This window comes from Pseudomonas brassicacearum (assembly GCF_003732225.1).
Taxonomy (GTDB): Bacteria; Pseudomonadota; Gammaproteobacteria; order Pseudomonadales; family Pseudomonadaceae; genus Aquipseudomonas; species Aquipseudomonas brassicacearum_E.
Window position 1 is genome coordinate 49,225 of sequence record NZ_MOBJ01000003.1, and the last position, 14,458, is coordinate 63,682.

A 14,458-nucleotide genomic window follows, 5' to 3' on the forward strand; every position below is an offset into this window, starting at 1 on the left:
CGCCAGTGAGCTTGCACCATGCTCCATGTGTTGTTCAGTGTTTACCTGAAGATGCTGGTGCTCTACAGCCCATTCTTCGTGTTGTCCTGCTTCATCAGCCTGACCCGTGGCTACTCCAACAAGGAGCGGCGACGACTGGCCTGGAATGTCGCCCTCGCGACCCTGGTCTCCAGCGTTCTCTTGTATTTGTTCGGGCGAGTGATTTTCAGCGTGTTCGGCATCACCGTAGACGCCTTCCGCATTGGCGCCGGCAGCGTGCTGTTCATCTCGGCATTGGGTATGGCTCAGGGCAAGTCGGCAATCCAGACCGACAACGTGCAGCAGGACGTGACCATCGTCCCACTGACCATTCCGCTCACGGTCGGCCCCGGCACCATCGGGGCCTTGCTGGTGATGGGCGTCAGCCAGCCGCACTGGGACGACAAACTCACCGCCATCCTCAGCATTGCCATGGCCAGCCTGACCGTCGGCGTGGTGCTGTACCTGTCCAACCGCATCGAACGGATCCTCGGCGACCAGGGTTTGCAGATTGTCAGCCGGTTGATGGGGTTGTTTGTGTGTGCGTTGGCGGCGCAGATTATCTTTACCGGGGTGAAAGGGTATTTGGTGCCCTAGCTCACTGCGAGGTTGTCGAAACAAAAAACAAGGCCTTGTCGTTAACCCACAAGGCCTTGCCAATATTGATCAAACCTAATGACTCAGGGGATCAGTTTCCTCACCAGAATCTTGTCTGAGTAAGTGTCAATCTTCTCGTGAACCCGTGTACGGTAGCTTTCAAACACCTCTCGATTGAAAGCAAAAACGCCGCCATCCGGGATGACGAGTACTTCTTTGTCGAATTCACTCCAAAAAAAGAAGTCTTCCTCAAACACCGTGGTGCTATAGCGCAAACCATACAGGCAGACGACCACGTCGCCGGAGTCAAGGCGCTCGCAAGGCGCAAACTTGAGAATACCCGAACCACCGTTCGCGATATTGCCGCGAAAGAAGTTCCAGGCAAACTCGTCCAGCTTCAAAGCCCCGTAGGTTTCCTCAATAAGCTGACCTAAACGTTCCACCCCCAAACGACCAATAATCGTATGGCTGATGCTCAACAGCTGATTAACATTCGACACCCTTAGCGGTTCAGAGGGGACGATAGCCTTCAGTGTGAAACCTGCCTTTAACAGCCGGCCCTGGTAATAATCGAACCAGACTTTTTTTGATACTTGCCCTGGGTACTTATCATTAGCCGCCAGTTCCGCATACAGCAAACAGTCCTGTATATCTTGTTGATCCTGCGGGCGAACCTCGGGCGTAAAGGACAACAGACAACTACCCACTACAGCAGCATCAGCAAGCACTGGCATGTTGGACACCTCGCTCATCCACAGTTAAAAGCTTGACGACTTTCATTGACAGACTTCCTTAAAGCATTATTGCCCTGTCAGCTTTTTAAATAGGTCATCGCCGAACTGATCAATATAGGTGTACATCATGGCTTTCTTTCGTTCAAACGCGCGCCGATTAAACTTACGAACACCCGCAGCCTGAAAAAGCTGAATACCTTCGGTTTTGTAAGTAACAAACAGGAAATTACCATCGTAGTCTTTATCGACCAGGTCCAGCCCTCCCAACAGCAGTGCCATGCCACCTCCAGGTGCAACGATGCAAGGAACGGCCTTGAAACTGACGACATCGTTATGCTTACTGCCAACATCAACTATTTTTAACGCTTCTTTGTCGCCCTTCAACTTACTGAACCCCGAAGCAACTAGACTCAGGACATTCCCGGTACTGCCTGCAATGACCGTCTCAAGCACCTGCAGCACCGCATCGTTCATCGTGAGTGTGAGTTGCTTGCTAACATATTTTTTATGCGTGAAGCCTTCTGAAACCCAACCAACCGCCAACAGCGCATCGTTGTACTGTACATAGCGCTGTTCATTCGACGTTTCTTTCGGCAGGCGCCGGACAACCGCTTCTGCAAACATCTGGCAGTCAAGTGCATCAAGCCTGTCGTCTTCTGAAAGTCTCTCATCAAACACCATCAGCGACGGGCCGACGACAGACGCGTCAGTACCTGTTGTCAGATCACGGACTGTACTAATAGCAAGTCGGGCAGAGCGCATAAATTTCGAACGTGGTGCGACGGCAGTGAGTTCAGACTCAATACGTTCAAAATACTTATCTTGCATGGCCTCATCAAAAGCCATCGAAACAACAGCGTGAGTACTTTTATCAGTCATGTAAACTTCCTTTTAATTAATGATCGCCTCTTGCGACAACTCAGAAACTAAAACACTCACCCTTGACTGTCAAAGTTTACCCACCGACAAACATGTGCCAATCATTACCAACAATTAGAAAGCATTTACATTGGTATAGGGTTAGAGGCACACAGTAACCTGCCAATGCCAATGCCAATGCCAATGCCCATGACTTTGATGTGTGAAGGGGAATCAAGCGGCCTCAGGGTGAGGCCGCAGATACTCAGGAGGTCGGTTTGGTGTCGTACCAGCGTGGTGTGTAGATCCAGTTACCACCCTCGGTGCGCGGAAACACACAGGTTGTGGATGAGCCAATCAGCACCATGGTGCGCATGTCCACCTGATCAGGCGTTAATGCGCCGAGGGTCGTGACCCGCAGCGTCTGTCCCGGACGCCCAATATCCCGCCCCAGCACCACAGGCGTTTGCGGCGTGCGGTGCTGAGCAACGATTTCCAGCGCACGGCCCAATTGCCATGGCCGTGATCGCGAGATCGGGTTGTAAAAGGCCAGAGCGAGATCGGCCTCTGCCGCCAGATCCAGACGCTTCTCGATAATTGCCCAAGGCTTGAGGTTGTCCGACAGAGACATCACACAAAAGTCGTGTCCCAGCGGCGCACCGGCCTGAGCGGCAGTGGCCAGGGATGCGGAAACACCGGGAAGGATTTCCAGATCAACGTTGTGCCAGTTCGCATCGCTGGATTCGTGCAGCGCTTCCAGCACCGCCGCCGCCATGGCGAACACGCCTGGGTCTCCGGATGACACCACCACCACCGAACGCCCTTGGGCCGCCAGTTCGAACGCGTGACGCGCGCGCTGCATTTCTTCGCGGTTATCGGTGCAGTGCAGCACCTGATCAGCGCGGAATGGGCCGGCCATGCGCACGTAGGTTTCATAGCCGAGTACGTCGTTGGCACGAGCCAGTTCCGCCTTGACCGCCGGCACCATCAGTTCCGCAGCGCCGGGGCCCAGACCGATCACTGCCAAGCGCCCACGAGGGCGACCGATCAGTAATGGGTCCAGCGGCCGGTTGGCAACTACGATGGCAATCCCGTTGTTTGCATGGATAGACACGGATTGCCCAACAGCGTTTTCCGCCAGTTCAGCCACAGAGCCAGCCGTCGCAAAACGCAGCGGCACACCCAATTCCAGCGCCGCCTCGCGCAGTGCTGGACTGGCCATTTGCTGATCACTGGCCAACAGGCATGCCAGCGATTGCACGGCGATTTTTGCCTGGCGCAAGGCATCGCGTATCGCGTTTGGCAACTCTGCAACGTCGGCGCTCACCGCGACCAGAATGTTTTGCGGATAAATCAGCAATTCATTGGCCGCCGGCTCACGTTCGACATTGCCGACATGAATGGCCAAATGCGCCTGCGGATCCTGCGGCAACTGCGCTTGATCCAACCATGGGGCGGCGCCTTCGATACGCACGCTCTCACCGGCCAGCAAGTCGGAAACAAAGCGCTTGCCCAGTTCCAGATCACCCAGCGCATAGCCACTCGGCGGGCTGAGCAAGCATGTGCCGAAGCGCAACTCACCGCTGGTGGTAATGGCAGCCGCCACACCCAGCCCATCCGCAATCTCGCGGGCCAACACATTCACTCCGCCCAGACCACCGAGCAACGGCACGACCGCGCTGCCATCTTCAGCGACGGCCAGCACCGCCGGCTCTGCACCTTTTTCCAGGAGCAATGGCGCCAGGGTACGAATGACAATGCCAGCGGCGCACAAGGCGATGATCGGCGTGTCGTGTTGATAGAGCTGACGCAGGGTCGCGCCGAACTCGTGATAAACGCGATCCGCACCTTCAACCCGTTCAGCCAGACCGTAAATCAACGCATCTGGATAGAGCTGCTGGATCTTGCGCGCAGTAGCGAGGCCGCCATTGCCAAGAATGACAATCGCTGGAACGGGACGAGTCATCAGCCTTGCCACCTTTCACCGGGAACGATGATCAACGAAAAGTACGGCGAGGACATCGGCTCGACCTGATCCAGCGGCACGATTTTCTGATTGGCCATGGTTGCGCGCTCAACGTACAGCGCGCGCTCTGCCAGACCGAGTTCTTCCAGCACCTGACGGACCTTGGGAAAGTTACGCCCCAGCTTCATCACCACCGCCGCGTCGGCATCGGCCAAACGGCGTTTGAGTTCTTCGTGGGGCAACACGCCGGACAGCACCGACAGGCTTTGATTGCGATACACCAGTGGCGCACCGAGCACCGAGGCGCCGCCGAGCATCGAGCAGACGCCCGGCACCACTTCAGCCTCATAACGCTCCGCCAGACGATCATGCAGATACATGTAGGAACCGTAGAAGAACGGATCACCTTCGCAGATCACCGCCACATCGCGGCCGGCATCCAGATGCGCGGCGAGCTGCTCGCCAGCAGCATCATAGAAGTCGCTGATCACTTGCTCGTAGGACAGCGGCGGCGTCAAGGCCTCGGTGGTCACCGGGTAGACCAGCGGCAGCAGAGTCTGTACTTCCTGCAGATGCGCTTCGATGATGCCGAACGCATTGCCCTTTTTACCCTTGGCGACGAAGTACGCCACCACCGGAGACTCACGCAACAGGCGCAAGGCTTTGACGGTGATCAGTTCCGGATCACCAGGACCAACGCCGAGGCCGATCAAACGTCCAGGCTGCTGCATCATTCAATCTCCGTGGCGAGGGCATTGACCGCTGCGGCAGCCATGGCGCTGCCGCCCAGCCGACCTTGCATGATCACAAACGGCACGCCACGGCTGTCAGCCGCAAGCATCGCCTTGGATTCGGCGGCACCGACGAAGCCCACCGGGAAGCCGAGAATCAGCGCCGGTTTTGGCGCGCCGGCATCGAGCATTTCCAGCAAGTAGAACAGTGCGGTCGGGGCGTTGCCGATCACCACCACGCTGCCTTCCAGGTGTGGACGCCAAAGCTCCAATGCAGCGGCCGAACGGGTGTTGCCCAGTTCACGGGCCAGGTCTGGAACGCTCTCGTCGCGCAAGGTGCAGATCACCGGATTGTTCGCCGGCAAGCGCGCGCGGGTCACGCCTTCGGAGACCATTCGCGCATCACACAGAATCGCTGCACCGGCAGCCAGCGCATCGCGCCCGGCCTTGCCCGCACCTTCGGAAAATTGCAGGCCATCGATGGCATCGACCATGCCGCAGGCGTGGATCACCCGCACTGCGAGTTTTTCCAGATCAGCCGGGATCCGGTCGAGGTTGGCCTCGGCGCGAATGATCGCGAAGGAGTTGCGATAGATCTCCTGACCGTCGCGGATGTAATCAAGCATCAAGGGGGCTCCGTGGGCGGGCATCGAGCAATGCGCCGGCCGCTTCAATAGTGAGGTTGCGTGCTTGCAGGGCGCCGAAACCCGGCTGCCCTGCATCGCGAAAATAGAGGTCGTAATGACCGGGGCTGACCGCCAGCAAGGTAACTGGCGCAACGTGCGCGGCGGCGCAGGATCTCGAGCAGCCGGACAGGTGAACTTGAACCCGGTCGCCATGCCCTTGCAGTTGTGTGGACAGTTGCAAGGCATCACTCTTTGTATCTGCCAGACCTTTTCCGCACCCGGCGGAACCGGTGCAGGCCACCAGATGGGCCAACGTTTGATCGGCACCCAGCAGAAAACCCAGGGCCTGCAATCGCTCACTGAGCGCCGGGGCATCCTGCTGGCGAATGTTCGGCAGCAGCAGGCTTTGCCAAGGCGTCAGACGCAGGCTGCCGTCACCAAACGCCTCGGCCAGACGCGCCGCGCCTTTAAGCATCGAAGAATCCAGGCGTCCCAGAGGCGGGACAGCGCCGACATAAACCCGGTCTTCCTGGCGCTGTGGATAAGTGCCGATGTGCAACCCTGGCCGCGACCCGGGACGTTGCCAGCCACTGATCGGGGCCAACGGCACACGCTCGGCCAGTGCCTGCAACACCGACTCCAGCGAACGCTCGGCCAGCACATGCCGCATGCGGGTCTGGTCCGGTCGCGCCAGATCGAGAAACAGCTCCAGCACCGCCACCACCAAAGCATGACCGTCATTGCGCAACACCGCCCCTGCCGGCGTGTCCGTGGGGCACCCCGCCAGTCCGAAGGCCAGCACTGGCTCACCGTTGCATTCAACGGCGCTCAACCAAAGGTCGTGAGGATGTTCGAGCATCGCCAACGCCTCGCCGCCGTCCAGCTGCACGGCAAACTTGGCCGACAGCTGGTGAAAACGTTCGTGGCTTTGCAAGGTGACGAGTATCTGCTCGGCCAGCGGGCGAGTGTCGAACAGCATATGCCGATCGATGCCGGCACCAGGGCTGAGCATCAGGTTGCGTACATCATCTCCGGCCGCAGTCTTTGGACCCAACCCGGCCGCCAGCAGGCTGTCGATCAATAACCGGTGCTCGCTGCCGATCCCGCGAATCTGCAGATTGGCACGGTTGGTCGCTTCGATCACTCCGCCGGCGTAACGCTCGGCGGCCTCGGCCACGGCCACGGCCTGGGCAGTGCTGATCGACCCGCCATTCAACTTGATCCGGCAGATGCCGCCGTCCGATGCCTGGACAATACGCAGCAACCCCGGGCAGGCCGAGGGGCGTAAGGCGGTGTGCATCTGACGTTCGTTCAAGGGGGCGACCGGCTAAGAGGTAGGAGCACTTCGCGGGCGAAGGCGCGGTATTATGCCTGCTTTGTCTGACGGCATGAAAAGCCTGCCCGTCGGAACACTAAAGTTTGAGGAATATAAATGGCCCCCTGGCTGACAGTAGTAGGCATCGGTGAAGACGGCTTCAAGGGTCTGGGCAAGAATGCCCGGCGCGCGTTGCTCGGTGCCTCGCGGATTGTCGGTGGTCAACGGCAACTGGATCTGCTGCCCGTGTGCATTCGCGGTGAACGGCAGCTCTGGCCGAGTCCATTTTCCCTTGAGCCGGTACTGGCGCAACGCGGTGAGCCGATCTGTGTACTGGCCAGCGGCGATCCGATGCTGTTCGGCGTGGGCGCCAGCCTCGCGCGGCAAGTGCCGAGCAACGAGATACTGATTATCCCGGTCCCCTCTTCTTGTTCATTGGCGGCCGCGCGAATGGGCTGGCCGTTGCAAGAAGTCGTCACGCTGTCAGTAGTCGCCCGGCCCATCGCTGCGCTGAACGCTCAGTTGTTCAGCGGTGTTCGACTGCTGGTGCTCAGCAACGACGGACACAGCCCTGCCGCAATTGCCGCGCTGTTGCGCGAGCGAGGTTTCGGGCCGAGCCGGATGAGCGTACTGGAACACCTGGGCGGCGAGAGCGAACGACGTGTCGATGGCATCGCCAGCGACTGGACGGACCCGGCTATCGCCGACTTGAACCTGATTGCCATTGAATGCATTGCCGAACCCGACACGCCGCGCCTGTCGCGACTGGCCGGCCTGCCAGATGCAGCTTTCAAGCACGACGGCCAACTGACCAAGCGCGACGTGCGCGCCATCACTCTTGCCCGCCTGGCGCCGATGCCCGGTGAACTGTTGTGGGATGTCGGTGCCGGCAGCGGCTCGATCGGCATCGAGTGGATGCGTGCTCATCCGAGTTGCCGCACGCAGGCGATCGAGGCCGATGCTGGCCGCCAGCAACTGATCGAACACAACCGCGACGCCCTCGGCGTGCCCGGACTGCAACTGATTCGCGGCAGTGCGCCGCAAGCGCTGGCCGGCCTTGAGCGGCCCGATGCGATCTTCATCGGTGGCGGCGTGACTCGTGACGGCGTGCTCGACACCTGCTGGGCGCAGCTCAAACCCGGTGGTCGGCTGGTCGCCAACGCGGTCACCCTGCAAAGCGAAATGACCTTGATGGCCTGGCGCGAACAACACGGTGGCGAGCTGACGCGGATTCATATCGCTCAGGCGCAGCCACTGGGAGAGTTCGACACCTGGCGTCAGGCGTTGCCGATTACCTTGCTGGACGTGGTTAAACCCTTTGATGCGTGACGAAACCGCCGAACAACCCGCGCCCCTGCGCAGTGGCCTGACCACTGGCAGCTGCGCCACCGCGACCAGCCTCGCCGCCGCACGCCTGCTGCTCGGCGCGGTGACTAGCGATGCGGTAGAAATCATCCTGCCCAAAGGCAAGCAGGTGCAGATGCGCCTGGAGTTTTGTCGCCTCACGGGTGATGGCGCCGAAGCCGGCACCCTCAAGGATGCCGGCGACGACCCGGACGTGACCCACGGTGCATTGCTCTACAGTCAGGTGCGTTTGATCAGCGAGCCCGGTATTCGCTTCAGTGCCGGCAAAGGGGTTGGCACTGTCACGCGCCCAGGGCTGGTATTGAGTGTCGGCGAACCGGCGATCAATCCGGTGCCGCGCAAGATGATCACCGACCACCTGCTACTGCTCGCGCAAGAGTTCAGCTACGGCGGCGGTTTTGAAGTGACGGTCAACGTCGAGGACGGCGAGGCCCTGGCGCTGAAAACCATGAACCCGCGATTGGGCATTCTTGGCGGGCTGTCGATCCTCGGCACCAGCGGCATCGTCCGGCCGTTTTCCTGCGCGGCGTATATCGCCTCTATCCACCAGGGCATCGACGTCGCCAAAACCAACGGTTACCTGCATATCGCCGCCTGCACCGGCAACGCCAGCGAGGACACCATGCGCCGGGTCTATGACCTGCCGGAAATCGCCCTGATCGAAATGGGCGACTTCGTCGGTGCGGTGCTCAAACATCTACGCAAAGTGCCTGTGGATAAACTGAGCATTTGCGGCGGCTTCGGCAAGATCAGCAAACTCGCCGCCGGACATATGGATCTGCACAGTCGCCACTCCAGCATCGACCTGCCGCAACTGGCCGAATGGGCGGCGGACGTTGGCGCAGACCCGGCATTGCAGCAAGGCATTCGCGAGGCCAATACCAGCCAGCAAGCCCTGGCGATGGCCAGCGCCGCCGGTATCGCCCTCGGTGATGCGGTGTGCCAGCACGCGCTGGATTTCGCCCGCAGCGTGGTGCCCTCGCAGGTTCAGGTCGAGGTGTTTGCCATCGATCGCCAAGGTGGCATCGTCGGCCACGCCGGGGGATTTCAATGAAACGTCTGTTACTGCTCGGCGGCGTCACCGAAGCCTTGGCGATTGCCCGAACCCTCGGTCCGCAACATATCTATAGCCTGGCGGGCGTGGGTCGGGTGCCGACCGATCTGAACTGCCAGGTGCGTGTCGGTGGCTATGGCGGCGCTGAAGGCCTGACGCAATTCATCAAGGATCAAGGCATTGAGCTGTTGCTCGACGCCACTCACCCCTACGCCGCGCAAATCAGCCAGAACGCCGCCATCGCCGCGCGACAAAGCGGCATCCCGTGCTGGGCACTGCGCCGCCCGGCATGGCAAGCGCAGGCTGGAGATGACTGGCGCGAAGTCAGCGACTGGGCCGAGCTGATCGAAGCGCTGAAACCGTTCAAGCGTCCACTGTTTACCTTGGGCCGCGAGCCGTTGCAGCACCTGGATGAAATCCCGCCCGAGCAGTTCTGGACCTTGCGCGCGCTGGAGGTTTATCCCGGCAACGAGCGTTGTGAAGTGATCGGTGCACGCGGACCGTTTTTCATCGAAGACGAACGCGCGCTGTTCGAACGCCGGCAGATCGATGTGCTGATCAGCAAAAACAGCGGCAGCAGCGCCACCGAACCCAAGCTTGAAGTGGCCCGCGAACGCGGGGTGCCGGTGTTGATCCTCAAGCGGCCGGTGTTGCCGGGGGTTGAGCGGGAGTTCTTGACGCTCGAGGAAACACTTGAGGCGTTGGCTGCCTTCAGTCGATGAGGCAGGATCACTTGCTTGCATGAACAGTAACCTATTTGTTACCTTCAGGGCCGCCTGTGATCACACTCGAAGAATACCTTCAGGACAACGATACAAGCCCGTTCGGGCGCTGGTTCTCCACCTTGGACGCGCAGGCGGCACGCAAGGTGTCCAACGCTCTGGTGCGACTGGAAATCGGCAATACATCCAACATCAAATGGTTCGACGGTCTCGGCGAATACCGCATCAATTGGGGTCCGGGATACAGAATCTATTTGGTGCAAGAGGGTAAGCGTCTCATCATCCTGTTTGGAGGAGGCGATAAGTCCACCCAGAAAAAGGATATCAAACAGGCAAAAACACTCGTTGCCGAATTTCGGACCCGGAAAAAAGCTGAAAGGAACATGAGGTAACGCAATGGCTCTCACCCGAAGTTACAAACATACGATTGCCGAACGCGCCCAGCGTGACCCTGAGTTCGCCCAGGCGTTATTGGATGAGGCTGCTACTCTGTTCCTCAATGGAGAACCGGAAATCGCCCGGATCATTCTTCGCGACCTGGTCAATGCCACCGTAGGTTTCGAAGAGTTGGCAAAGGAAACGTCAAAACCCAGCAAGAGCTTGCATAGAATGTTGTCTGCCAAGGGCAACCCAAGCATGGATAACCTGGCGGCGATATTTGCAGTCATTCGAACGACACTCGGCGTAGATATACAAGTGCATGCCGTACCTGCTCACTGACAGGAATGAATCGAAGGCCGCTGCGACACCACACCGCACGGCGGTTTTTTACTTATCGCCCCCGATCAGGCTAAATACCCGGCTTGATCATCCACCCAACCGGATATGAACCATGTCCCGACAACGGCTAGCATTTGCCTGGATCGCCTGCTTCGCAGTGCTGTTCAACATGCTTGCCATGCCGATGTCCGGTGCGATGGCGCAAGGTACCAGTCAGTCGCCGGCCGAACAATTGTTGTGGGGCAGTTTCTGCTCGTCCAGCGGGACGAAGCTGGTGGCGATTTCTCTGGGCAAGCTTGAGCAAAAAGCCCCTTCGGGCGACGATCACTCGAACATGCAGCATTGCTGGTGTTGCTCAGGCTCGGCGCCTCTGGTGGCGTTGCCGGGCCATGTTCCGCAGCTGTATTTCGCGCGTTTCGAGGCCAATCGAAGCCGACCTGCACCGACCCTCGACATCCCCACGCCGCGCCAGCAATGGCCCAGCCTCAATCCCCGAGCGTCTCCTCTAGTCTGATTACCGTCGCAATTGATCTGCGTGTTTAATCGTTCTGGAGAACTGCCATGTTGAAGAAACTCATCGTTCTGGCCGCCTTGTTGCTGCCCGCCTGCTTTGCCAATGCCCACGAATACAAAGCCGGCGAACTGGAAATCGCGCACCCTTGGTCGCAAGAGCTACCGCCCAACGCGCCAACGGTTGCGGCCTATTTCGTGATTCACAACAACGGCAAAACCGCCGACCGCTTGCTTGGCGTTGCTTCGCCGATCTCGGGAAAAGCCGAGCTGCACGAGCATGTGAAGCAAAATGATCTGATGAAGATGCAGCAAGTGCCAAGCGTCGAGATTCCGGCGGGCGGCGACATCACGTTCGCGCCGATGGCTTATCACGTGATGCTGCTGGAGCTCAAAGACCGCAGCCTGCTCCACGATGGCAAGCGCTTCCCGCTGACCCTGCATTTCGAAAAATCCGGCGACGTGACCGTTGAGGTCGCGGTACAGAAACAACCGCCCGCCGGCACCGAAGAGCACAAGCACGCCCAGTAATCACAGCCTGAAAACCCTGTGAACGCACGGCGCTCGCTCAGCGTCAGGCGACCAGTGCCGCGTAATACCTCGTTGAAGGTTGCGCGCGGTAGCTGGATCAGCCTGTTCGCCATGTTGATGATCTTTATCGGCCCACTGATCTCTCAGTCGATGCCGATGGATCAACGCATGCCGATGCCTGTAAACATGAGCATGTCGATGGACATGGACATGTCGGCAAACGCCCATGCCGAGCACGGAGCGCAAGCGGCTGCCAAACACTGCGCACCAAAACCCGATCACCACGCGCTCTGGGAGAAATGCGGCTATTGCAGCCTGCTCTTCAACTGCCCCGCGCTGCCCGGCGGTGTGTCATTCGCTGCTTTCGACACCCCGCCCGCCCATAGTTTCATCAGCCCCTCCCCCCGCCTGGGCCATGCCCGGCAAACGGTCTTCCCCGGCGCCCGTACACGCGCCCCGCCCATCCTCGCGTAAACACCCACACCCCTACTCATACGGCCGACTGTAGAGAACGACAGCCGCAGGCTGCTGGCCGTGTTGTTGACGACTGATTGATGGAACCTTTATGTCCAGGTTTTCTGCTGACACACGCTTGAGCGCTGCTCAGGCATTCTTCGCCCTGAACGCGCCACGCGCCCATTTCAAACAGGCCACTGCCGTTCTGTGCGGCGCCCTGCTTTCCCCGCTGGCCAGCGCGGCCGAGCAACCGATAGATCACAGCCAGCACACCGAAGAGCTGAGCCCGACGGTCATCACCGCCATCGCCCCAAGCTCACCGCTGACCATCGTCACCAACCCCAAAGATCCGCGCCAACCGGTGCCGGCCAGCGACGGTGGCGACTATCTGAAGACCATTCCCGGCTTCGCGCTGGTTCGCAATGGCGGCACCAACGGCGATCCGGTGCTGCGCGGCATGTTCGGCTCAAGGCTGAACATTCTCACCAATGGCGGCATGATCCTCGGTGCCTGCCCTGGCCGCATGGACGCCCCGACCTCCTACATTTCACCGGAAACCTACGACAAGCTGACCGTCATCAAAGGCCCGCAAACCGTACTCTGGGGACCTGGCGCTTCTGCCGGCACCATCCTGTTCGACCGCGAACCGGAAAGCTTCGGCGAACTGGGCACTCGGGTGAACGCCAGCCTGCTGGCCGGCTCCAACGGGCGTTTCGACAAACTCGTCGACGCCGCTGCCGGTGGCCCACAGGGCTACATACGGGTGATCGGCAATACCGCTCACGCCGACGATTACCGTGACGGCAACAACGATACCGTGCCATCGCGCTACGACAAATGGAACGGCGATGTCGCCCTGGGCTGGACGCCCGACGCCGATACGCTGCTGGAACTGACCGCCGGCAAGGGCGACGGTGAGGCACGTTCTGCCGGTCGCGGCATGGACGGTTCGCAGTTCAAGCGCGAAAGCCTGGGCCTGCGTTTCGAGAAGTCGAACCTCGGCGAGGTGCTGGATAAGCTCGAAGCACAGGTCTACTACAACTACGCCGACCACGTGATGGACAACTACACCCTGCGCACGCCGTCCGGCACTGGAATGATGTCTGGCCCCATGGCCTCCAACGTCGACCGCCGAACGCTTGGCGCACGAATCAAGGCCACCTGGCGCTGGGCCGATGTGCAGTTGATCAGTGGTATCGATGCGCAGACCAACGAACACCGTAAGCGTGCCGCCATGGGCATCGATACTTACAAGGACGTGCCACGCGAAAATGATGCGGACTTCCACAATTACGGAGTTTTCGGTGAGCTGACCTGGTACGCCACCGACCGTGATCGCCTGATCAGCGGTGCGCGACTGGACCGCGCCTCGGCCAGGGATTTTCGCCAGACTATCGGCTCCGGGAAGAACCCGACTGCCGACGAGACCCGTGCCGATACCTTGCCAAGCGGTTTCGTGCGCTACGAGCATGACCTGGCGGACAGCCCGACCACGCTCTACGCAGGTCTCGGCCACGCTGAACGCTTCCCGGATTACTGGGAGCTGTTCTCGCCGAAATCCGGCCCTGCCGGTTCGCTCAACGCCTTCGATTCGATCAAGCCTGAGAAAACCACCCAGCTCGATGTCGGCCTGCAATACAAAACCCAGGACCTCGAAGCCTGGGTCTCGGGTTATGTCGGCGAAGTGCACGACTACATCCTGTTCGATTACACCCCCGGCATGATGGGCATGACCTCACGGGCCGAGAACATCAATGCGCGAATCATGGGTGGCGAACTCGGCGCAGCCTACAACCTCACCTCCCACTGGAAAGCCGACGCGACCCTGGCCTACGCCTGGGGCAAAGACACCACCCACGACACGGCACTGCCGCAAATGCCACCGCTGGAGGCACGTTTCGGCCTGACCTACAGCGAAGACAACTGGAGTGCCGGCGCCTTGTGGCGAGTGGTCGCGGCGCAGAACCGCATCGAGCAGAACAAGGGCAACGTGGTCGGCAAGGACTACGGCACCAGCCCTGGTTTCGGTGTGTTCTCGCTCAACGGCGCCTACCGCATCGACAAGCACTGGAAGGTCAGCACGGGCGTCGACAACCTGTTTGGCAAGGCTTACGCCGAGCACTTGAACCTGGCCGGCAACGCCGGGTTCGGCTACCCGGCCAATGACCCGCAAGCGATCAACGAACCAGGGCGCACGTTCTGGACCAAGGTCGATATGAGCTTCTAAAACACCAGGCAAGGACGCCATACCCGTA

16 protein-coding genes are annotated in these 14,458 nt (G+C 59.8%); 10 read left to right on the forward strand and 6 right to left on the reverse strand.

The window, feature by feature from the left end; genetic code table 11:
• Nucleotides 1–18: 18 nt before the first annotated feature.
• Complete coding sequence (locus BK659_RS03260; protein ID WP_123423697.1) at nucleotides 19–615, forward strand: MarC family protein; 597 nt, start codon at nucleotides 19–21, stop codon at nucleotides 613–615.
• Nucleotides 616–698: 83 nt separating this feature from the next.
• On the opposite strand, the gene BK659_RS03265 is transcribed toward BK659_RS03260, so the two are convergent.
• The 6 genes from BK659_RS03265 to cobG all read right to left on the reverse strand — a co-directional run bounded on the left by BK659_RS03265 (nucleotide 699) and on the right by cobG (nucleotide 6,830).
• Complete coding sequence (locus BK659_RS03265; RefSeq protein WP_123424072.1) at nucleotides 699–1,349, reverse strand: hypothetical protein; 651 nt, start codon at nucleotides 1,347–1,349, stop codon at nucleotides 699–701.
• Nucleotides 1,350–1,415: 66 nt separating this feature from the next.
• Nucleotides 1,416–2,228: a hypothetical protein gene (locus tag BK659_RS03270; RefSeq protein WP_123423698.1), complete on the reverse strand. Its 813-nt coding sequence runs from the start codon at nucleotides 2,226–2,228 to the stop codon at nucleotides 1,416–1,418.
• A 244-nt stretch (nucleotides 2,229–2,472) separates the two neighbouring features.
• Nucleotides 2,473–4,173, reverse strand: coding sequence for a precorrin-3B C(17)-methyltransferase (cobJ, locus tag BK659_RS03275; protein ID WP_123423699.1), 1,701 nt, complete (start codon nucleotides 4,171–4,173; stop codon nucleotides 2,473–2,475).
• A complete protein-coding gene (locus BK659_RS03280) occupies nucleotides 4,173–4,904 on the reverse strand; it encodes a precorrin-2 C(20)-methyltransferase (protein WP_123424073.1) in 732 nt (243 codons plus the stop codon). Before BK659_RS03280 ends, cobJ begins: the two co-directional genes overlap by 1 nt.
• The gene (locus tag BK659_RS03285; protein ID WP_123423700.1) at nucleotides 4,904–5,530 is read right to left on the reverse strand and encodes a precorrin-8X methylmutase; all 627 of its coding nucleotides are present in this window, start codon (nucleotides 5,528–5,530) and stop codon (nucleotides 4,904–4,906) included. The genes BK659_RS03280 and BK659_RS03285 overlap by 1 nt, the downstream gene beginning before the upstream one ends.
• The gene (gene cobG, locus BK659_RS03290) at nucleotides 5,523–6,830 is read right to left on the reverse strand and encodes a precorrin-3B synthase (protein WP_123423701.1); all 1,308 of its coding nucleotides are present in this window, start codon (nucleotides 6,828–6,830) and stop codon (nucleotides 5,523–5,525) included. The genes BK659_RS03285 and cobG overlap by 8 nt, the downstream gene beginning before the upstream one ends.
• Nucleotides 6,831–6,962: 132 nt before the next feature.
• On the opposite strand from cobG, the gene cbiE reads away from it, so the two are divergent.
• From cbiE to BK659_RS03335, 9 genes are all read left to right on the forward strand, one after another.
• Nucleotides 6,963–8,174 carry a precorrin-6y C5,15-methyltransferase (decarboxylating) subunit CbiE gene (cbiE, locus tag BK659_RS03295; protein ID WP_123423702.1) on the forward strand — a complete coding sequence of 404 codons (1,212 nt, stop codon included), beginning with the start codon at nucleotides 6,963–6,965 and terminating at the stop codon, nucleotides 8,172–8,174.
• Complete coding sequence (locus BK659_RS03300; protein ID WP_123423703.1) at nucleotides 8,167–9,264, forward strand: cobalt-precorrin-5B (C(1))-methyltransferase; 1,098 nt, start codon at nucleotides 8,167–8,169, stop codon at nucleotides 9,262–9,264. The genes cbiE and BK659_RS03300 overlap by 8 nt, the downstream gene beginning before the upstream one ends.
• Nucleotides 9,261–9,986: a cobalt-precorrin-6A reductase gene (locus BK659_RS03305; protein WP_123423704.1), complete on the forward strand. Its 726-nt coding sequence runs from the start codon at nucleotides 9,261–9,263 to the stop codon at nucleotides 9,984–9,986. Before BK659_RS03300 ends, BK659_RS03305 begins: the two co-directional genes overlap by 4 nt.
• A gap of 56 nt (nucleotides 9,987–10,042) precedes the next feature.
• The gene (locus BK659_RS03310) at nucleotides 10,043–10,378 is read left to right on the forward strand and encodes a type II toxin-antitoxin system RelE/ParE family toxin (protein ID WP_123423705.1); all 336 of its coding nucleotides are present in this window, start codon (nucleotides 10,043–10,045) and stop codon (nucleotides 10,376–10,378) included.
• A gap of 4 nt (nucleotides 10,379–10,382) precedes the next feature.
• Nucleotides 10,383–10,706: a helix-turn-helix domain-containing transcriptional regulator gene (locus BK659_RS03315; protein ID WP_123423706.1), complete on the forward strand. Its 324-nt coding sequence runs from the start codon at nucleotides 10,383–10,385 to the stop codon at nucleotides 10,704–10,706.
• Between the two features lie 112 nt (nucleotides 10,707–10,818).
• On the forward strand, nucleotides 10,819–11,220 hold the full coding sequence (locus BK659_RS03320; protein WP_123423707.1) for a DUF2946 domain-containing protein: 402 nt from the start codon (nucleotides 10,819–10,821) through the stop codon (nucleotides 11,218–11,220).
• 47 nt (nucleotides 11,221–11,267) lie between these two features.
• Entirely contained in the window at nucleotides 11,268–11,747 is a 480-nt protein-coding gene (locus BK659_RS03325; RefSeq protein WP_123423708.1) for a copper chaperone PCu(A)C, read from the forward strand.
• A gap of 54 nt (nucleotides 11,748–11,801) precedes the next feature.
• The gene (locus tag BK659_RS03330) at nucleotides 11,802–12,221 is read left to right on the forward strand and encodes a DUF2946 domain-containing protein (protein ID WP_123423709.1); all 420 of its coding nucleotides are present in this window, start codon (nucleotides 11,802–11,804) and stop codon (nucleotides 12,219–12,221) included.
• A 91-nt stretch (nucleotides 12,222–12,312) separates the two neighbouring features.
• A complete protein-coding gene (locus BK659_RS03335; RefSeq protein ID WP_123423710.1) occupies nucleotides 12,313–14,430 on the forward strand; it encodes a TonB-dependent copper receptor in 2,118 nt (705 codons plus the stop codon).
• The last annotated feature ends 28 nt before the right edge of the window (nucleotides 14,431–14,458 follow it).

Excerpts from the sequence above, each read along its gene's own strand:
- BK659_RS03270 (WP_123423698.1), bottom strand. The coding sequence starts at position 2,228 with ATGACTGATAAAAGTACTCACGCTGTTGTTTCGATGGCTTTTGATGAG.
- BK659_RS03335 (WP_123423710.1), top strand. The coding sequence starts at position 12,313 with ATGTCCAGGTTTTCTGCTGACACACGCTTGAGCGCTGCTCAGGCATTC.
- BK659_RS03325 (WP_123423708.1), top strand. The coding sequence starts at position 11,268 with ATGTTGAAGAAACTCATCGTTCTGGCCGCCTTGTTGCTGCCCGCCTGC.
- BK659_RS03300 (WP_123423703.1), top strand. The coding sequence starts at position 8,167 with ATGCGTGACGAAACCGCCGAACAACCCGCGCCCCTGCGCAGTGGCCTG.
- BK659_RS03305 (WP_123423704.1), top strand. The coding sequence starts at position 9,261 with ATGAAACGTCTGTTACTGCTCGGCGGCGTCACCGAAGCCTTGGCGATT.
- BK659_RS03265 (WP_123424072.1), bottom strand. The coding sequence starts at position 1,349 with ATGCCAGTGCTTGCTGATGCTGCTGTAGTGGGTAGTTGTCTGTTGTCC.
- BK659_RS03315 (WP_123423706.1), top strand. The coding sequence starts at position 10,383 with ATGGCTCTCACCCGAAGTTACAAACATACGATTGCCGAACGCGCCCAG.
- BK659_RS03280 (WP_123424073.1), bottom strand. The coding sequence starts at position 4,904 with ATGCAGCAGCCTGGACGTTTGATCGGCCTCGGCGTTGGTCCTGGTGAT.
- cbiE (WP_123423702.1), top strand. The coding sequence starts at position 6,963 with ATGGCCCCCTGGCTGACAGTAGTAGGCATCGGTGAAGACGGCTTCAAG.
- cobJ (WP_123423699.1), bottom strand. The coding sequence starts at position 4,173 with ATGACTCGTCCCGTTCCAGCGATTGTCATTCTTGGCAATGGCGGCCTC.
- BK659_RS03320 (WP_123423707.1), top strand. The coding sequence starts at position 10,819 with ATGTCCCGACAACGGCTAGCATTTGCCTGGATCGCCTGCTTCGCAGTG.
- cobG (WP_123423701.1), bottom strand. The coding sequence starts at position 6,830 with ATGCACACCGCCTTACGCCCCTCGGCCTGCCCGGGGTTGCTGCGTATT.
- BK659_RS03260 (WP_123423697.1), top strand. The coding sequence starts at position 19 with ATGCTCCATGTGTTGTTCAGTGTTTACCTGAAGATGCTGGTGCTCTAC.
- BK659_RS03285 (WP_123423700.1), bottom strand. The coding sequence starts at position 5,530 with ATGCTTGATTACATCCGCGACGGTCAGGAGATCTATCGCAACTCCTTC.